19 protein-coding genes are annotated in these 17,445 nt (G+C 44.1%); 9 read left to right on the forward strand and 10 right to left on the reverse strand.

Going from position 1 to position 17,445, the window contains the following annotated elements:
• Positions 1-106: 106 nt before the first annotated feature.
• Entirely contained in the window at positions 107-664 is a 558-nt protein-coding gene (locus DPF91_RS12310; protein ID WP_117234728.1) for a YceB family lipoprotein, read from the reverse strand.
• Between the two features lie 172 nt (positions 665-836).
• Positions 837-2,210, reverse strand: coding sequence for an L-cystine transporter (locus DPF91_RS12315; protein WP_117234729.1), 1,374 nt, complete (start codon positions 2,208-2,210; stop codon positions 837-839).
• A 331-nt stretch (positions 2,211-2,541) separates the two neighbouring features.
• Between DPF91_RS12315 and cobT the strand changes: the two genes are divergently transcribed.
• From cobT to btuD, 5 genes are all read left to right on the forward strand, one after another.
• Positions 2,542-3,558, forward strand: a complete 1,017-nt coding sequence (gene cobT, locus DPF91_RS12320; RefSeq protein ID WP_117234730.1) for a nicotinate-nucleotide--dimethylbenzimidazole phosphoribosyltransferase — start codon at positions 2,542-2,544, stop codon at positions 3,556-3,558.
• Between the two features lie 2 nt (positions 3,559-3,560).
• Complete coding sequence (locus DPF91_RS12325) at positions 3,561-4,355, forward strand: adenosylcobinamide-GDP ribazoletransferase (protein ID WP_117234731.1); 795 nt, start codon at positions 3,561-3,563, stop codon at positions 4,353-4,355.
• Positions 4,356-4,480: 125 nt separating this feature from the next.
• Positions 4,481-5,509, forward strand: coding sequence for a succinylglutamate desuccinylase (locus DPF91_RS12330; RefSeq protein ID WP_117234732.1), 1,029 nt, complete (start codon positions 4,481-4,483; stop codon positions 5,507-5,509).
• 66 nt (positions 5,510-5,575) lie between these two features.
• Entirely contained in the window at positions 5,576-6,571 is a 996-nt protein-coding gene (btuC, locus tag DPF91_RS12335) for a vitamin B12 ABC transporter permease BtuC (RefSeq protein WP_117234733.1), read from the forward strand.
• Positions 6,558-7,319 (forward strand): vitamin B12 ABC transporter ATP-binding protein BtuD, encoded by a 762-nt coding sequence (btuD, locus tag DPF91_RS12340; RefSeq protein ID WP_117234734.1) that lies wholly within the window; start codon positions 6,558-6,560, stop codon positions 7,317-7,319. Before btuC ends, btuD begins: the two co-directional genes overlap by 14 nt.
• Positions 7,320-7,664: 345 nt before the next feature.
• Here btuD and DPF91_RS12345 read toward each other — a convergent pair whose 3' ends face one another.
• The 3 genes from DPF91_RS12345 to DPF91_RS12355 are packed head-to-tail and all read right to left on the reverse strand — an operon-like array spanning position 7,665 to position 10,073.
• Positions 7,665-8,240, reverse strand: a complete 576-nt coding sequence (locus DPF91_RS12345) for a nucleoside triphosphate pyrophosphohydrolase family protein (RefSeq protein ID WP_117234735.1) — start codon at positions 8,238-8,240, stop codon at positions 7,665-7,667.
• A gap of 33 nt (positions 8,241-8,273) precedes the next feature.
• Positions 8,274-8,822, reverse strand: coding sequence for a DUF1415 domain-containing protein (locus DPF91_RS12350; RefSeq protein WP_117234736.1), 549 nt, complete (start codon positions 8,820-8,822; stop codon positions 8,274-8,276).
• Between the two features lie 57 nt (positions 8,823-8,879).
• Entirely contained in the window at positions 8,880-10,073 is a 1,194-nt protein-coding gene (locus tag DPF91_RS12355) for an MFS transporter (RefSeq protein WP_117234737.1), read from the reverse strand.
• 89 nt (positions 10,074-10,162) lie between these two features.
• Between DPF91_RS12355 and DPF91_RS12360 the strand changes: the two genes are divergently transcribed.
• Entirely contained in the window at positions 10,163-11,041 is an 879-nt protein-coding gene (locus DPF91_RS12360; RefSeq protein WP_117234738.1) for a LysR family transcriptional regulator, read from the forward strand.
• 40 nt (positions 11,042-11,081) lie between these two features.
• On the opposite strand, the gene DPF91_RS12365 is transcribed toward DPF91_RS12360, so the two are convergent.
• On the reverse strand, positions 11,082-11,312 hold the full coding sequence (locus DPF91_RS12365; protein ID WP_117234739.1) for a glutaredoxin family protein: 231 nt from the start codon (positions 11,310-11,312) through the stop codon (positions 11,082-11,084).
• Positions 11,313-11,422: 110 nt separating this feature from the next.
• Between DPF91_RS12365 and DPF91_RS12370 the strand changes: the two genes are divergently transcribed.
• Both DPF91_RS12370 and rlmF read left to right on the forward strand, forming a co-directional pair.
• Positions 11,423-11,929, forward strand: a complete 507-nt coding sequence (locus DPF91_RS12370; protein WP_117234740.1) for a M48 metallopeptidase family protein — start codon at positions 11,423-11,425, stop codon at positions 11,927-11,929.
• Positions 11,929-13,008 carry a 23S rRNA (adenine(1618)-N(6))-methyltransferase RlmF gene (gene rlmF / locus DPF91_RS12375; RefSeq protein WP_117234741.1) on the forward strand — a complete coding sequence of 360 codons (1,080 nt, stop codon included), beginning with the start codon at positions 11,929-11,931 and terminating at the stop codon, positions 13,006-13,008. Before DPF91_RS12370 ends, rlmF begins: the two co-directional genes overlap by 1 nt.
• Positions 13,009-13,053: 45 nt before the next feature.
• Here the strand turns inward: rlmF and pilW are convergent, their stop codons facing one another.
• The gene (gene pilW / locus DPF91_RS12380) at positions 13,054-13,788 is read right to left on the reverse strand and encodes a type IV pilus biogenesis/stability protein PilW (protein ID WP_117234742.1); all 735 of its coding nucleotides are present in this window, start codon (positions 13,786-13,788) and stop codon (positions 13,054-13,056) included.
• Between the two features lie 191 nt (positions 13,789-13,979).
• On the reverse strand, positions 13,980-14,921 hold the full coding sequence (gene metA, locus DPF91_RS12385) for a homoserine O-acetyltransferase MetA (RefSeq protein WP_117234874.1): 942 nt from the start codon (positions 14,919-14,921) through the stop codon (positions 13,980-13,982).
• A 216-nt stretch (positions 14,922-15,137) separates the two neighbouring features.
• Here metA and DPF91_RS12390 point away from each other — a divergent pair, with 216 nt between their 5' ends.
• Positions 15,138-15,560 carry a DUF3859 domain-containing protein gene (locus DPF91_RS12390; protein WP_117234743.1) on the forward strand — a complete coding sequence of 141 codons (423 nt, stop codon included), beginning with the start codon at positions 15,138-15,140 and terminating at the stop codon, positions 15,558-15,560.
• Positions 15,561-15,632: 72 nt separating this feature from the next.
• On the opposite strand, the gene DPF91_RS12395 is transcribed toward DPF91_RS12390, so the two are convergent.
• Positions 15,633-16,736, reverse strand: a complete 1,104-nt coding sequence (locus DPF91_RS12395; protein WP_117234744.1) for a M20/M25/M40 family metallo-hydrolase — start codon at positions 16,734-16,736, stop codon at positions 15,633-15,635.
• 156 nt (positions 16,737-16,892) lie between these two features.
• Positions 16,893-17,375: a TetR family transcriptional regulator gene (locus DPF91_RS12400; protein WP_117234745.1), complete on the reverse strand. Its 483-nt coding sequence runs from the start codon at positions 17,373-17,375 to the stop codon at positions 16,893-16,895.
• Positions 17,376-17,445: the final 70 nt, after the last annotated feature.

A 17,445-nucleotide genomic window follows, 5' to 3' on the forward strand; every position in this document is an offset into this window, starting at 1 on the left:
GGCAATTGACGTTGTTCTTCTTGCTCACAATTGCATAAAAAAACAGCGCACGAGAGTGTCGTGCGCTGCTTAAATCATCATTTATGAATGATTTCTTAGATTTTTATCAGTCTAGTAGGTCTATGACCAATTTATTTCCTTTGATGACCAAGTTCGGTTCAGCTGACTTCAACAGCGATTGTTTAAAGTCTGATGAGTCGAGTTTATATGCGGGCTGTTGAGACAGCGCATAACCGATGGTCGAGACCGCAGGTTCTAGTAACATCACGAGATTCGAGGGCAGTTGACCACTTTTTTCTTCAAAGCGTTCTAGCTTCAATGACTTTAGGAAGATCTCACCGGTATCTTTGTTGTATTCAGGAACGGCACTGAACTCAATATCCAAGTCGAGAGACTTATTCGGAGTGTTATACATCTGCACATCGGCCGTAGTGTTTGCGAAGACACTGATTCTGTCTGCGTCTGCTCGACCAATTTTGACTTCTAAGTCATCTACTGAGACTTCGGCATAAAGGAGCGGTTGTACCCCGACAGACTGATTCATAGCGATGTTGTCAGTCAAGTAGCTTGTCATCTCCTGCTCTGTGATGGAATAGCTGGCACAGCCACCAAGTAATACAAAGCTGGTAATAACGGCGAATAGTTTGGAAAAGCGAGAAATCATAATGCCTCTGTTCGATTGAACGTCATTAAAAACAGATAATTGCAGGATAGCAGGGGATACGGTTTGTAACAATTGGTTAGCAAAAAGAAAACAAATGGCCACAAACAAAAACAGCTGACGAAAGGCCAGCTGTTTGGAGGTTTATGTAGAAGCTTATATTCAGAAGCCCAGATTATGCGTTGGCTTCGTTAAGCTCTGCTGTTGCTTCTTTGTCTTTCAGTAATCGACTTGTAATCGTACCAGCAGTCATTGCGCCTGAAACATTAAGTGCCGTGCGAGCCATATCAATCAGTGGTTCGATAGAGATAAGTAGCGCTGCAATCGTTACTGGTAGTCCCATTGCTGGTAGCACGATTAGGGCTGCGAATGTTGCACCACCACCAACACCAGCGATACCAAAAGAGCTAATGGTAATAATGGCAATCAGAGAAAGCAGGAAGTTGATGTCCATTGGGTTGATGCCCACAGTTGGAGCAACCATGACAGCCAACATAGCAGGGTAGATGCCCGCACAACCATTTTGGCCAATTGTTGCACCAAACGAAGCAGACAGATTAGCAATCGCTGGTGGAACATTTAGTTTAGTGATCTGAGCTTCAACGTTAAGTGGAATTGTCGCTGCTGAGCTACGAGACGTAAATGCGAATGTCAGAACAGGCCAGATTTTCTTGAAGTACTCTTTTGGCGAAACACCAACAAACGAAACCAGTAAGCCGTGAACAATGAACATCAGGAAGATAGCGACGTACGACGCGACGATGAAACCAAGTAGGTTCAGAATGTCTGACGCGCTTGAAGTGGCAACCACTTTCGCCATTAGAGCTGCAATACCGTAAGGTGTTAGAGCCATGATCATCTTAACCAGGCGCATTACAATAGACTGTGCCGCTTCAACAAAGGTGCGGATTGGTGACTCAAGCTCTTCTTTTTCTGCCATTACTTTACGAGCCGCAATACCCGTTAAAACACCGAAGATGACGACAGCGATGATAGAGGTTGAGCGTGCACCGGTTAGATCTGCAAATGGGTTGGTTGGGATAAAGCTTACTAACATTTGTGGGATAGTGAGATCGCTAACTCGGTCAACGCGAGTTTCTAGAGCCGCTAGACGTGCCGTCTCGCGAGCGCCTTCTGTCAAACCTTCTGCACTCAAGCCAAATACTTGTGTTACTGCAATACCGATGATCGCTGAGATCGCCGTGGTGACAAGTAGAACAGAAATAGTCAGGCCTGAGATCTTGCCCAGTGAGCCCGACTTCTCAAGTTTAACAACAGCGGCAATCATTGAAACGAGTACAAGCGGCATGATGACCATCTTCAATAGACCAACATAGCCACGACCAACCACGTTAACCCAATCTAACGTTTCTTTAATTACTGGGTTGCCTTCTCCAAAGAAAAGTTGAAGAACGAGGCCGAATGCACTACCGGTCACAAGACCTAATAGTACAAGGCGAGAAAGGGTTTGTTGTTTTTGTTGCTGTCCGTACAAAAAGTAAAGAATGCCAACAAATACTGCTAAGCAAGCAATAGCCGTTACTGACATGGTATGTCCTTATTGAATTTATGTGTTTTATATTGAGGGGCATACGATATAGATTTCGACTAATGTCTCAAATAACCTTTAGGAATGAATTAGTCTAAATAGCTATTTGTATTTAACTTTTGCAAAGCGAATTAACATCTACACACGGAAAGTTAATCCAGTTACACTAAGGTCAGACACAGTGTAGGGAAGCACTTTTAGCTTATAAAAAACTAATTATCATAAGCTGAGAAGGAGTCGATTTACTCATCAATTGAGGCATTCGATTTTTGTCAGCGGTATTTGGTTTTGAGACAAATGGCTTCCGCCCATTCAACAAGAGCTCACAAACATGTCCGTTCAATCGCAAATCCAGCAGATCATCGATCAGAAAACCAAACCATTAGGTGCATTAGGGCAGCTAGAACAAATCGCCTTTCAACTAGCGACTTTGGCCGATAAGCGCGGCGAAGAATTTCGTTCTTTATCTATACGTAAACCTCAAGTTATCGTCTTTGCTGGAGACCATGGTATTGCAGCACAGGGCGTGAGTATTGCTCCAAGTGCTGTAACTCAACAAATGGTGTATAACTTTTTAAATGGTGGGGCGGCGATTAACTGTTTTTGTCGTAGCAACGACATTGAGCTGACAGTTGTCGATTGTGGTATTGAACAAGCGATTGAACATGAAAATAGTGCATTGGTGTTACAGCGTTTGGGAAGTGGAACATCTGATCTATCTCACTCAGCAGCAATGAGCGCAGAACAGTGTCACCAAGGATTAGAATTAGGCGCGCAGATTGTGAAACAGAAAGTGGCGGGTGGTAGCGAAGTTCTGTTGTTTGGTGAAATGGGTATCGGTAATACAAGCAGTGCATCGGCAATACTGGCAGCTTTGAGCCAAGAGCCGGTTGGGAAATGTGTTGGATTGGGCACAGGAATTACGGAAGAACAGTATAAACGTAAGGTTGATCTGGTCGCTCAAGCAGTAGCCCGTTGCCATGATCTTCCACCACAAGAAGTACTTGAACAAGTCGGTGGATTCGAAATTGTCCAGATGGTTGGGGCATTCCTCCAAGCATCAAAATCGAATACGCCGGTTATTGTGGATGGCTTTATCGTAACAGTGGCGGCTTACGTCGCGACTTTGATTGAGCCGGATTCACGAGAAGTGATGATCTTTGGCCACCAGTCCGAAGAGTCTGGTCATCAGATCGTACTAAATTTGCTAGAAGCTAAACCACTATTAAGCTTAGGCCTTCGATTAGGTGAGGGAACGGGGGCTGCGCTTGCTTTGCCTATCGTTAAAGCAGCAGTAGAGTTCTATAACAATATGGCAAGCTTTGAGAGTGCTGGAGTCACGGTGTAATCATGAAATGGTTGGTTTACCAATGGCAGTTATTGTTGTTATCCGTTAGCTTTTTCTCTCGTATTCCTGTTCCAAGAGACCTGCCTTACTCGTCAGAGCGAATGAATCGAAGTGGTCGCTATTTCCCAACGGTTGGATTCATTATAGGCGTTTTGTGTGCAGCTATATACTTGCTGATGGCTAGCATACTTCCGTCACATATAGCTGTGCTTGGCATGATGGCATTTAGCCTTCTCTTGACGGGGGCATTTCACGAAGATGGATTAACGGATATGGCAGATGGCATCGGTGGTGGAATGACCATTGAACGACGCCTTGCTATTATGAAAGACAGTCGTATTGGCACTTATGGGGCAGCAACCTTAATTGTTGCCTTGCTAATGAAGTTCCAACTGCTTAGCTATCTTGCTAGCGAACTCAGTTCAACATACTTCGCTTTGTTGATGGTTGCAGTGCATGTCGCAAGTCGCTCTGTCGCCGCTTCCATTATTTATAGTGCTCCTTATGTCAGCGACACTGATACGAGTAAAAGTAAGCCGTTAGCCAATAGTCAAACATTAGCTGAACTAGGTTTTATCCTTACTTGTGGCTTTGTGGTGCTGTTGCCATTTACCTTTGTAGCCTCTTCCACAATTATCCTTATCTTGGCAGTATTTCGTCAGCTGTTCATGACATGGCTGAATCGGCGTATTGGTGGTTTTACTGGTGACTGCCTTGGTGCGGCACAACAAATCAGTGAGCTACTAATGTACGCCGTACTGGTATCATTTGTTCATCATCAATGGGTTATCGTATAAGTTCTCAAGACTTTAATGTGAATAATTGTCTGCTTTGTGACCACTCCATCAGTAAGTGAGATCGTAGCGCTATATTTTTTCAGCTCTCTTCATTAACATGTCGCTGTGCAACAAAGGAGCAGCGCATGTCGAAGTCTTTATTTCGCCAATCTTTTCTTTTTGACTCTCTCGATCTAACACAGGAAATGCAAACCGGTTCGGTGACCACTGAATTGGGTGTCACTGTAGCAGTGCACGAGCGTGGTGTTATTGAGATCACCCCGAAGTATTTTGATGAAACGAATAAGAACATCATTATTTCGACGGGTATCCATGGCGATGAAACTGCCCCAATGGAAATCGTTGATCAACTTATCAATGATGTCTTGAGTGGCTTTCAAGGAATCACAGAACGTCTTTTGATTATTAACGCTCATCCAGAAGCGACTAATGCTCACACTCGTTTTATTGAGCAAAACCTCAATAGATTGTTCGACAATAAAGAGTATCCAGAGAGCAAAGAAGCAACCATCGCGAAAAATCTAAAGCGTGTCGTTGGTGAGTTTTTTGCTGATACACCAGAAGAGTCTCGCTGGCACTTGGATTTACACTGTGCAATTCGCTTATCAAAACACTACTCGTTTGCAGTAAGCCCAAAGGTGCGTTATCCAGTTCGTTCACGTGCGCTGTTTGAATTTATCGATCACTCACACATTGAGGCGGTGCTATTGTCTAATGCACCTTCTAGTACATTCAGCTGGTACAGTGCAGAGAACTTTGCGGCTCAGGCTTTGACTCTAGAACTAGGGCAAGTTGCTAGAATTGGTGACAACCAACTAGAGAAACTGAACGCTTTCGATCTTACTCTGCGAGATCTGATTGCTAATACGATTCCAGAGCACTTACCGAAACGTTCGAAGAAGTACCGCGTGAGTCGCACTATTGTGCGCCTGCATGAAGATTTTGACTTTATCTTTGACGATAAAGTAGAGAATTTCACTGAATTCATGCACGGTGAAGTCTTTGGTCATGATGGTGATAAGCCTTTGATGGCGAAGAACGAAGGGGAAGCGATTGTGTTCCCTAACCGCCATGTTACGATTGGCCAACGTGCTGCGCTGATGGTATGTGAAGTGCGAACTCGTTATGAAAATGAGCAACTGACTTACGATTAGAGTCCACAGCTTTCTTTTTTGTCATATAGCTTGTAAGGTGAGTGCAAATCGGATCTGCATAACACCATGAATTTTAATCAACTATTAGCGCAAAAGAATCGCCGATGGAATCGAGCGATTATTCTACTTACGCTCACGCTATCCATCGTGAGCGTCTTCTATTTAATGCTAGGAGAGATATTCATCACCCCTAGTAATTTATTTGGTCCGCTTGAACAACAGCTTTTGATGGAGCTGCGCTTACCACGCCTTTTAGCCGCGATGATGATCGGTGCCGCTCTTGCAGCATCAGGCGCAACTTTACAGGTCTTGCTGGGGAATGTACTTGCTGAGCCCGGAGTACTCGGGATCTCTGGTGGCGCTAGCCTTGGAATGGTGATCATTCTTTTTTTCTTACCACAGTTTGCATCACCTCATGTCTTTATTGTATCCGCTATGGCGGGCTCTTTGCTGTTTACCCTATTATTGGTGACCATTGCTCACGCAATGCGCTTGTCCACCGCTAGATTGTTGTTGGTTGGGGTAGGGCTCGGTATTTTGTCTGGCGCTGTCGTAACTTGGGCTTTCTATTTTAGTGATGACTTAAGCCTTAGAATTCTGATGTACTGGCTAATGGGGAGTTTAGGTGGGGCTGACTGGCCTCAGCATGTTGTCAGTTTGATAATGCTACCAGTTTTAGCATGGCTACTGATTCAAGGGCGAGTGTTGGATACATTAATGCTCGGTGAGAACCATGCAACTCAATTGGGTTTGAACGTCCCATCCATTCGTTGGAAGCTAATTATTGCCATTTCAGTACTGGTGGGCGGCTCAGTCGCGCTGGGTGGTGTGATTGGCTTTGTTGGATTGGTGGTTCCGCACCTCATTCGTTTGTGCTTAGGGACAGAGAATGAGAAGCTGGTGCCTCTTTCTGCTGTCTGCGGCGCTTTGTTATTGGTGATTGCTGATATCCTGGCTCGAGTATCCCTTGACTCAGCTGAGCTACCTGTTGGTGTGGTAACCACGACCATAGGCGCACCTATCTTCATTTGGATGCTGTTGAAAAATCATGATTCACGTTAATAACCTCCAGGTTGATACTCGCTTACTGCCACTGTCCTTTGAAGTGAACGCAGGAGAAGTGCTGCACGTTATTGGACCGAATGGATGTGGCAAAAGTACGCTGCTCAATGCCATATCAGGAATCGATTTCTATCAGGGTGAGGTTACTATCGAAGGTCAAGATATTGCTGAATTGAGTCTGGAAACATTGGCACAACAGCGAGCTTATCTTGCTCAATCGCAGCGTCCTTCGTTCAACCTCCAAGTTTTTCAATATCTTGCTCTGCATTTACCTAAAGCGTACCGCCATTCAAATCTTCACCAAGATATTGTTGAAAGTGCTGTTGAGCAAGTGACAGAGATGATGAATATCAAAGACAAGCTTCATCGCTCAGTCTTTGAGCTTTCTGGTGGGGAGTGGCAACGTGTTCGCCTAGCCGCTACTGCACTTCAAGTGTGGCCGACACTCAACTCTACAGCAAAGTTACTCATCCTTGATGAACCTGCTGCGCCACTAGATATTGGCCAGCAAGGTTTGCTTTATCAATTTGTTGACTGGATGGCACAACAAGGCCTGACCGTCATCGTCGCCAATCATGATCTCAATAAAACCTTAAAGTATGCAGATAAGGTGCTGATGATTAAGGAAGGAGTAAAGGTTGCTTATGGAATACCTCAACAAGTGATGACAGAACGGGCCTTGACTGACCTTTATGATACAAAAGTGAGAATACTAGCTACTGATAGTGAAACAGTCATTGTGACCTAAAGCAAAAGCTGTGACCTGAACGTGTGCAAATCTGCATGTTTGTGGTGCGAGGGAATGAACCTAAGTGTTTGATTTTTTATTAAGGTGCTGATTTTATTGGATTTTAAAAGTTGGCATGTATATAGCACTTTAGAGGTATATCGCCGGTTTTGTCTAACTTACGCAAGCCGGTTTGATATTGATACATTCTCGTCCGTACTGCTTCAAACTCAGAGACTGGTTTAGGCAGCTTGCACCCAGTTAAGCCTTGTTAACTGGGTGCTTTTTTTTCTGACGTTTGGTCATTCGCTACAGAGAGGTCACGAATGACGATTTGAGTTAGGTATATCTCGTAACTCAATAACGTTATGCAGTCAGAGGAACAAGGTCTGCTGGACGGTAGTAAACAGACTTTAACACCTTACCTTTACGAACGGTTTTACCTTCTTGAACGAAGTCTTCTGCACATTTCGCAATGATGTACTCCCCCTTAGCAACAGCCATTAGCTTAATACCTTGTTTTGCATAAAAGGCTTCGGTTTCTGCGTATTCTGACTCGTTGCGACATACCTTGCTCATGTTGCTTGAATGCACTTCGTCCCAACATGGTAGGAACTCGATACCGCGGTTTTTAGCCACGTTAAGCAGAATGTCAATCAGATAGCTGATCGCTAGGTTGTCTCCAATCTTGCTGTGGCCGAGGTGCACTAGACGACCCATTAGTACGTAAACGCTGTCGATGATCGCATCCGCTTGCTCTGTTTTGTTGTCTGCTTCAGCTAGCTCGGTCAATTCCTCAATAGCAAGTGAGGTATGTAGTGTATCTGCTTGTTGGTCTAGAGAGGCTTCATCAGCAACAGGGAGATCAAACGTAGAACGAAACTCTGTAATGTCCTTGTACAGGTGGTCAAAAATTGGCTGCGTTAATTGGCTAAGTTGCATAGAAAAACCTTAGAAAAAATTGAGAATGTGGGATTATACAAACAGATAAGGGAAAAGTTTACGTTTTTCCTCAGAAGAAAGAGAGCAAACTCGTTCGATGTTGTTATCTGGGATCGCTTCAGGATCAGGATAGTGTTTTAACACCTTTTCCATCGACTCCTCGCGAATGAGGTGGATGGTTGGATATGGAGAACGGTTAGTCAGGTTTTCTTCATCCTCTGGCTCAGTGCCACCGAAAACATAATCAGGGTGGAAACTCGCAACCTGATAGATGCCCTCATATTCTTCCTGTTTGAGCAATGCATCAACCCAATCCAAGAAGAAGTTGTAATCCATAAAGTCTTGCAGCATACCGGTTGCTACAACAAGAGTAGTTTCGAGTTCTTGTGGGTCTTTGCTATCGAGTTCTTTGAGTTCCAATAAGATGAACTCAAGAAGTTCCTCTTCGCTGGTTGCGTTTGAAACGGCGATCTTTATCTGCTTGTTCTTATTTGGCTTGTGAGCAAAAGGGCAGAGGTTGAGCCCGATGACCACATCTTCTAGCCATTCTTGAGTTGCTTGTTGAGCTTGTGATGCTGGCATTGTATGTCCTTAATATTATTGTCAGCAGATTCTATCAGATGAGAGACTCGGGTACATCTAAGCGAGTGCTTTTGACTGAGGTTCTTTACGTTTGACAAGGGATAGAATCAGAACGCTCAGCAACACGTAAAGGGCGCATGCTCCGCCTACGACACCATTCCAAGCCCAATGTTGCCAAAGGCTAAGCAGAAGGAACCCACCTAGACTTCCCCCAATATAATAATGAACAAGATACAGTGAGGTGGCTGTTGCTTTCGCATGTGTAGCATTGGTACTTACCCAACCATAGGCGAGAGTATGTAGGAAGAACGATCCAAAGCTGATTAACAGTAGACCAAGGGCAAGAAGATAGAGCGGTTCACCTAGGGTGCAGAGCACGCCTAAAAAGCTAATACTAGCCCCAACCAGCATGCCTGTGGTTGGACTGTATTTTTTCCATTTCCCTGTTAATGATGAACTAAATGTGCCCGCTAGATAGCAAATAAAGATCATTGACGTCACGCTTGTCGATAAAGAGTAGGGTTCCAAAGAGAGCCGAAAGGTCATCACCGAATAGACGTTGACAAAAATGGCGAAGTTTACGCCTCCAACTAGCATCGCAAACCATAAGCTGTAATTGGTCAAATGGCGTTTAATATTTTGAATATTGTCAAATAGTGACAATCTCTGTGTTTTGAAGTGTTGCTGTTTAGGAAGTACCTTCCAAACAAAGAGCGCGACTAGTATTGTTAGTACCGACAGTAGGTAATAGGCGGTTTGCCAGCCAAAGCTATCTGAAACAAAGCCGCCATATAAACGACCAATAATCCCTCCAAGTGAATTTGCCGCTATGTAAGCCCCTATTGCGGATCTAAAGGCGTGCGGATCGAATTCCTCAGCCATATAAGCGACCGCAACCCCGGCAAAAGCAGAAAGCGATAGACCGACCAATGCACGAGCGACAATCAACGCTTCAATACTCTGAGAAAAAAGAATGATGACAGTCGATAGTGGTGTCAGCAGCAACCCAGTTAGCATTACTGGTCTGCGTCCAACGCGTTCCGATAGTAACGCCCAAGGTACTAAGCTGCATGAAAGGGCGAGTGAGGTCGCGGCAAATACCCAATTAATCGTGACTTCTGAAACGTGAAAATGTTGCATGAGTTTAGGAAGCACTGGCTGAAGCAAATAGAGGTTACAAAAGACAATAAAAGACCCAAACGCAAGCGCGCAAGAAACAACAAAGTAGGCTTTGGACTTGTGAGCGATCATAATTCTTCCTCATATTGGTGAGGAAGATAACAATATACACAAGATAAATGAAATATATTGCAGTTATGGATTCTAGATCAAAAAGATATATGGATATTCGACAACTTAAACATTTCAAGGCCGTAGCTGAGTTGGGCAATTTCACTAAAGCGGCGCAAGTCCTGAATATTGCACAACCTGCCTTGAGTATTTCGATCAAGAAGTTTGAGCAACAGTTGGGGCTAAGCTTATTTCATCGCCGTGATCGTACGGTAGCACTGACTGATGAAGGTAAAGCCTTGATGCTACATGCCGTTCGGATCCTTCAAGCGGTAGAAGATGCAACAACAGAGATGGCGGAACTGAATGGGCTAGAAAAGGGAGAGGTAAGGCTTGGGGTGCCAAGCATGATGGGTTCTTACTTTTTTCCACCTGTCTTAATGGCATTTAAATCAAAGTACCCACAGCTCAAAATATACTTGGTTGAAGCCGGCACCCAATCGATTCGTCGAATGTTGGAGTCGGGTGAGCTTGACCTTGGTGTGATACTCAATCGAGATGTGCCAGAAAGCCTGGTTACAGAGCCCTTAATTCGTTCTCAAATGGTGGCTGTTGTGGGTAAAGAGCACCCTCTGAGTGAGCTTGACACAATCGATTACCAGACCTTTTTCCAACAAGAGTTGGTGATGTTTAAGCCTGAGTATTTTCACCGTGAGTTTATTGACTCCCTTTGTGAGCAGAGAAACCTATCTCCAATTTACTCATTTGAGACTAACCTCATGACGATGATTCTCAATATTGTTAAGCACGAGTATGCAATTACAGCGTTGTTAGAAATAGTGAGTGATGCCGAAGAAGGGGTAAAGGGTATCCCATTTGCAGAGCCGGTCTATTTGGATTTGGCGTTAGCAAGTAGGAAAGAGGGGTATTTGTCTAAGGCGAACCAAACCTTTATTGAGTTTGTTCGCCAGAATGTGTCGCAGCGTTAGGTTGTACTAATTCAGACCTGAACTGACCGTTACCCAGCCATTATTTAGCTTTGTACATACGCTCAAAGTTCTTTGGATTCCAACCAATCATGATTTGATCACCAATCTTGAGTACAGGCAGAGAACGAGCACCAATGGCATCGAGTTCTTTGCGCCCACGCTGCATTTTTGCATTAGTCAGGCGGTAAGGGTAACCCTTCTCATCGAGGTAACGTTGAGCATCTTTACAGTGCGGGCATTTGTCTTTTACGTACAAAACGAGTCTGCGCATGGTCTTTATCCGATTGATGATTTAGGGCGTCGGATTGTACTGCTTTCAAGTTTCGATTTAAAGCTCTGGAGTGTGTTACACTCGCGCCTCATTTTTCATTGAGAGCATTCATGAGCAACCATCTTCGCTATATTCAAGGCTACCCAACTCACTTGGTAGAACAAGTGGAAAGGATGATTCAATCAGGTAAGTTTTCAACTTGGTTCGATAAGCGTTATCCAGATCGACATGAGATTAAGAGTGAGCAAGCTCTTTATCAATATGCGATGGATATTAAGCAGCGATATATGCGCAAGACACCACCGATTAAGAAGGTGGTTTATGATGGAAAGATCCACCTGATCAACAATGCTCTCGGTTTACATACCTTCGTCTCCAAAAATCATGGTGGCAAGCTACGCTCAGTAAATGAAATCCGTATTGCCAACGTGTTTAAAGATGCACCTGAAGCGTTATTGCGAATGCTGGTGGTTCACGAGCTTGCTCATATCAAAGAGAAAGAACACGACAAGGCCTTTTACCAGCTGTGCTGTCATATGGAGCCTGATTACCATCAACTTGAGTTTGATGCACGCTTGTACATGATTTATCTAGAGCTCAGCAAGGGGAAAGCGTAATGAAGCCCAATGGAACCGAAAAAGCTACTAGGCTTAAGCGCGAAAAGTCCCGTTCAAAGACCGAATCAAGGGCGAGCTCTAAAGGCCAATCTAATGCGGCAAAATCGGATACACCAAGTGTCCCCGTGATAAAAGTGCGTGCGAATGGTTTGCATAAAGCCAATACATTAAAGGGCAATTACAACTTTAAGCTTCTTACCAAGTTAGTTCCTGAATTGGCGAGCAAGGTGGTTGATAATCCTAAGGGTGGCAAGACCATCAGCTTTTCTGATTCAGTAGCTGTGAAGCTTTTGAATAAAGGTCTGTTAGCTCAACACTTTGACGTGACTTACTGGGATATTCCTCAGGGCTACCTATGCCCACCGATCCCTGGCCGTGCTGACTATATCCACCGAGCAGCAGAGATGCTTGAGAAAAGTATCGAGCGAAAGCCAGCCGAGCTAAACCATTTAGATATTGGTGCTGGTGCTAACTGCATCTATCCAATAGTAGGTTGCCAAGCTTATCATTGGCACTCGGTGGGAGCAGATATCGACCCTGCATCCGTGAAGAATGCAAAACACATTGTTGAGATGAATCCCAACCTGAAAGGCTCTGTTGAACTGCGTTTGCAAAAAGATAATGAGTCATTCTTTGCTGGTGTGATTAAACAAGGTGAACGTTACCACATCACTACATGTAATCCTCCTTTTCATCAGTCAGCGCAGGAAGCGATGCAGGGCACGCAGCGTAAAGTGGCTAACTTAGCAAAAAGTCGTAATAAGCGCGGAAATCAATCGAAGGTGAAGCCAGAAACGAAAGATTCTTTGAATTTTGGGGGGCAGAGCAATGAACTTTGGTGTGACGGTGGAGAGAGTCGATTCATTCGTCGAATGGCAGCAGAGAGCCGTCAGTTCAGCGAACAAGTGCTTTGGTTTTCGACCTTAGTGTCTAAGAAAGAGAACGTTCGCCCGCTACAGAGACAGCTGGTAAAAATGGGTGTTGAAGAAGTTCAGATCCACGAAATGTCTCAAGGACAAAAAGTGAGTCGCTTTGTCGCTTGGACATTTCACAAGAAATCACATCACTCTAGTTGGTAGGTAAGTTAACTTGAACTGTACTAATTCAGACCTGAACTAATACAGCTAATCATCTTGCTTCGTTAGTATTTGATCTAATTTATTTTGATAGCGTTGCTGCAATGCTTTATTGCCAACTTCGGCCTCTAACCGGGACAGAAGTTGCAGCGACGTTACTCTGTAACCATATTGCTGGTGGAACTTCATCAAGCGTATACGTGCATCGCTATACGCTTTTTCATCAATTTCAATCTGAGCGATTTGCAACGTCGATAGCGCCCGATACGGGTTATAGTCGAGCGCTCGTTCGAAGTAATGTTTTGCCTTTGTATCGTCGCCAGACTTTAATGCACACAAACCGGCATTTTCGTAACTCGAAGAGAGTAGCAAGTAATGAGGTTGCTCTATCGCTCGATTAAAGTATTCATCTGCTATTTCAAACTTACCTTGTTTGCACAAAAACGTACCGTAGTTATTGAGCACATTGCCATTTTTAGGGGCGAGCTTTAGCGCTTTCTTATAACGCAGTTCAGCCTGCTTGGGCTCGTCAACTTTTTCATAGTAATGAGCAAGGGATAGTTGCGCCCGATAGTATTTAGGCGCGTGTTTGATCGCCAGTTCCAAGTTTTCTCGTGCTTTGAGCATATTGCCGTTTTCTAAGTAACCTAAACCGAGCGAGATACGAGACTCCGCCATTTGTTTAGTGTCTTGTACCATTTCGACCTTACCCTCAGTGACAGTGATACATCCTGTTAAGAGAGAGCTAAAAAATACAGACGTAAATGAGTGAGGTAAACGCATCACTGGCAGGGTCCCTTTTGAAAGGTTTTGTAGAGCGGACGTATGTTAAGGCAATAGTTTTTATTTTGGTGATGAAGCGAGGGGTTTTGCGATTGGGTTGGTTATCTACTCAGATTTATAATGAAAAGCCGCAGTAATTACTGCGGCTTGAGTCGTAAATTCGATTGAGTGACAACTAAGTTCAATCGAGCTTAATCGTAGTGTGTGAAATTCTCTTCGGAGAAGTGCTCAAGGTCATAAGGCGTTTGTTGGTAAACGCAGTAGTTGAGCCAGTTAGAAAATAACAAATGCCCGTGGCTACGCCAGCTTGCAGTAGGAGGATTGTCTGGGTTGTTATTCGGGTAATAGTTGACTGGAATTGCCGGTTCCATGCCTTCACCCAAATCACGCACATATTCGTTATGAAGGGTATGAGAGTCGTACTCTGGGTGGCCAGTCACGAACACATTACGCTTGTCTTTGGTTGCAGCAAGATAAACACCGGCAACGTCAGAAGTGGCCAGAATATCCAAGTCTGTATGCTCTTCTAGGTAATCAGCAGAAAAGTCAGCATAACGTGAATGTGGCGCCAGGAAGGTATCGTCAAAGCCACGTAGTAGTGGGTTAAATTGATCTAGCGTAGTATGGTTGTACACACCAGATAGTTTTTCTTTACGTGTTTTCTTCGGCAAGTCGTAAAGCAATTTAAGCCCTGCTTGAGCTGCCCAACACACATACAATGTTGAAGTGACATGTTCTTTTGCCCAGTTCATGATGGACTGCAGATGTTCCCAGTAAATCACGTCTTCAAATTGCACCAGACCAAGTGGTGCACCAGTGATGATCAAACCATCGAAGTTACGATCTTTCACCATTTCAAATTGACGGTAGAAGTTATCTAGGTGCTCAGTAGGGGTGTTCTTACTTGGACGGTTATCGATACGCAGCAGTTCGATATCAACCTGAAGGGGGGTGTTTGAAAGCAGTCGTAAAAACTGAGTCTCCGTCTCAATCTTTTTCGGCATTAAGTTTAAGATCAGTACCTTCAGTGGACGAATCATCTGAGTCGAAGCCTGAGAATCTTGCATGACGAAGATATTTTCGGTGCGAAGTACATCAGAAGCAGGTAATTGATCAGGAATCTTAATTGGCACAGCTAACTCCATAAGCTATTTTTAGACGTCTATACATCCAAGTTAACGTATTATAATTGTGATGTCGATAACTAAAATAGAGTCTGCAACCAAAACCAATCAACTCACGAGACCTAGTTGGTGAGATATTAAACATCAGGTGCATCAAGCATTGAGAGGTGTTAAGAACTCTGTTAGCGTTGCTTTATTAATTATCTAACATCAAATCAAGCGATTATGGCCAAACGTTCTCCAGTAATAGAGATGACCTCATACGGGATCTATACCACATGGGATTCCAAATCTAAAGATCTTCCCAAGATTCAAGAATTCACCACGTATGTCTACGCTGAGGTTGATGTAGAGTTTGGCTTTATCGTGAACATTAAAAAGGCCAAAGGGCAGAAGATCCGTTACTGCATCTATCATCCTGATATCACGACTGATGACGGTGAAGTACTAGAACCCTTTGATGGTGAGGAGCACATTGGTAGCAATGATTGGGATTTCTATCTTGGTGATACTATCTGGCTCCCCATTGACAATAAGCTTGGGCCTTGGCGGATGGAGATTGAGATGCAGGGAAGAGTCGTTGCTGAGAAAACATTTCACCTTTATGCCAGAGACGAAGGTGAGTTTTGGCGTCGAAGAGGCTTCTAATTTCAGAGGCAATAAAAAACAGCCGCGATTGCGGCTGTTTTAGTTCAAGCTTTGTAAGGCTCAGCGAGCGAATTACTTAGTGGTTAGGTAAGTGGTTAGCACGTCAGAGATAGCAACCATATCTTTAATTGCGATGAACTCTTCAGTCGTGTGTACCTTCGCCATACCGGTCGATACGTTAACGGTTGTAAGGCCTTTCGAGTTGAAATTGTTGGCATCGCTACCACCGCCTGTAGGTTTGGTTTGTGGTTCGAAACCTTGCTCAAGGAATGCTTTTGATAGTGAAAGAACGAGCGGATGTTCATCTGCGATCTTGTAGGCGTCATAAGAGCGTTCAGATTCGATGTTGATTGTTGCACCGTGCTTCTCTGCGGTGTGCTCAAATACTTCAACCATATGCGCTACTTGAGCAGAAAGCTTGTCGTCATCTAGCGAACGAGCTTCCGCAACAAGGTGCAGCTCAGGCATTACGATGTTTGTTGCTTGGCCACCTTGAACGATACCGATGTTTGATGTGGTCTCTTCATCGATTCGACCCAGCTTCATTTGCATGATTGCATCTGCCGCTACTGTTAATGCATTGATGCCTTCTTCTGGCGCTAGACCTGCGTGTGCTGGTTTACCCGTGATATCAACAGTCAGTTTTTGTTGGCCTGGTGCAACGGTAATGATGGTGCCAATTGGGCCGCCGCTGTCCAGAACGATCGCTTTGTCTGCTTGGATGTGGCTCATGTCGTAGTTTAGTGAGCCAAATAGACCACCTTCTTCATAGACAGTGAATGCCAGCTCAATCGTTTTGTGTTCCAAGTTTTGTTCTTGAATTTGACGAACAGCTTCCATGATTGCCGCAATACCAGACTTGTCATCACCACCCAGGATAGTGTTACCCTTCGAGCTAATGATGCCATCTTCGATGATTGGCTCGATACCAATACCTGGTGTTACCGTATCCATGTGACAGCTCAGAACAATGCTCTCTTCTAGTTTGCCGTCTAGGCGAGCATAGATGTTGAAACCGTTAGAGACTTCAGCAGGAACAGCAAGCTCTTTTACGTCAAAACCCAGCTCTTTTAGTTGAGTACTCAGAGTTTCAGCGATTTCTTTTTCGTTCTTAGATTCACTATCGATGCGGATAAGTTGACAGAAATGGTCAACAAGACGTTGTTGGTTAGCCATAATTCATTACTTAATTTGTGGGAACAGGAAGCGTAGGGTAGCGAACTAAAACTGGCGAGGAGATGTTACAGGTCAATAAAGCAATAAAAAAGCGCCGTGTGGCGCTTTCAAATAAGGTAAGTGTTTAGACAATAAACAGCTTGTTCGTTGGAGCGCTTATGCTGCCTTTTCCGTCGCTGTGCTGAGTGCGATGCTTGCCATTGTCATACCCAGTAGCCATTCAACGCTCTTTTTACCGCTCTCGTTAAACAGCTCGAAAGCGATGTTTTTAATTTGTTCAATGATAGAACTTGCGAACTCAGAGGCACTGTCGTTGGTCACTTGATGAATAATCAAATGGCAAATGGAAGCAAACTCTTGGTCAAGCAGTGCACTTTCCCAGCTTTGGACAAATTCTTTCTCTGTCGCCGAGATGTTTAAGTGAGACATAAACATTTGCAGAAATCGGCCTTTAAGTGCCTGTGTGAAATCTGTTTTCTTTGGAAAGTGGTGGCTGATGCCAGTTCGAGATATACCGGTTGCTTTACTCAACGTTGTATAAGACATGTCGTCGTAACCTACATTTAGCAATTGGTTGGTCGCTTCATCTAAAATTGTGTTGATAGTAATTAACGTGTCTTCTTTACTACGTTTTGGCATTGGTGGATCCCTGTCCGACAGTGGTAATACTTTATTTATGGTATACCATATAATTATTTTTTGGAACGTT

The organism is Vibrio maerlii (assembly GCF_003415655.1).
Lineage (GTDB): Bacteria > Pseudomonadota > Gammaproteobacteria > Enterobacterales > Vibrionaceae > Vibrio > Vibrio maerlii.

Excerpts from the sequence above, each read along its gene's own strand:
- DPF91_RS12310 (WP_117234728.1), bottom strand. The coding sequence starts at position 664 with ATGATTTCTCGCTTTTCCAAACTATTCGCCGTTATTACCAGCTTTGTA.
- DPF91_RS12315 (WP_117234729.1), bottom strand. The coding sequence starts at position 2,210 with ATGTCAGTAACGGCTATTGCTTGCTTAGCAGTATTTGTTGGCATTCTT.
- cobT (WP_117234730.1), top strand. The coding sequence starts at position 2,542 with ATGTCCGTTCAATCGCAAATCCAGCAGATCATCGATCAGAAAACCAAA.
- DPF91_RS12325 (WP_117234731.1), top strand. The coding sequence starts at position 3,561 with ATGAAATGGTTGGTTTACCAATGGCAGTTATTGTTGTTATCCGTTAGC.
- DPF91_RS12330 (WP_117234732.1), top strand. The coding sequence starts at position 4,481 with ATGTCGAAGTCTTTATTTCGCCAATCTTTTCTTTTTGACTCTCTCGAT.
- btuC (WP_117234733.1), top strand. The coding sequence starts at position 5,576 with ATGAATTTTAATCAACTATTAGCGCAAAAGAATCGCCGATGGAATCGA.
- btuD (WP_117234734.1), top strand. The coding sequence starts at position 6,558 with ATGATTCACGTTAATAACCTCCAGGTTGATACTCGCTTACTGCCACTG.
- DPF91_RS12345 (WP_117234735.1), bottom strand. The coding sequence starts at position 8,240 with ATGCAACTTAGCCAATTAACGCAGCCAATTTTTGACCACCTGTACAAG.
- DPF91_RS12350 (WP_117234736.1), bottom strand. The coding sequence starts at position 8,822 with ATGCCAGCATCACAAGCTCAACAAGCAACTCAAGAATGGCTAGAAGAT.
- DPF91_RS12355 (WP_117234737.1), bottom strand. The coding sequence starts at position 10,073 with ATGATCGCTCACAAGTCCAAAGCCTACTTTGTTGTTTCTTGCGCGCTT.
- DPF91_RS12360 (WP_117234738.1), top strand. The coding sequence starts at position 10,163 with ATGGATATTCGACAACTTAAACATTTCAAGGCCGTAGCTGAGTTGGGC.
- DPF91_RS12365 (WP_117234739.1), bottom strand. The coding sequence starts at position 11,312 with ATGCGCAGACTCGTTTTGTACGTAAAAGACAAATGCCCGCACTGTAAA.
- DPF91_RS12370 (WP_117234740.1), top strand. The coding sequence starts at position 11,423 with ATGAGCAACCATCTTCGCTATATTCAAGGCTACCCAACTCACTTGGTA.
- rlmF (WP_117234741.1), top strand. The coding sequence starts at position 11,929 with ATGAAGCCCAATGGAACCGAAAAAGCTACTAGGCTTAAGCGCGAAAAG.
- pilW (WP_117234742.1), bottom strand. The coding sequence starts at position 13,788 with ATGCGTTTACCTCACTCATTTACGTCTGTATTTTTTAGCTCTCTCTTA.
- DPF91_RS12390 (WP_117234743.1), top strand. The coding sequence starts at position 15,138 with ATGGCCAAACGTTCTCCAGTAATAGAGATGACCTCATACGGGATCTAT.
- DPF91_RS12395 (WP_117234744.1), bottom strand. The coding sequence starts at position 16,736 with ATGGCTAACCAACAACGTCTTGTTGACCATTTCTGTCAACTTATCCGC.
- DPF91_RS12400 (WP_117234745.1), bottom strand. The coding sequence starts at position 17,375 with ATGCCAAAACGTAGTAAAGAAGACACGTTAATTACTATCAACACAATT.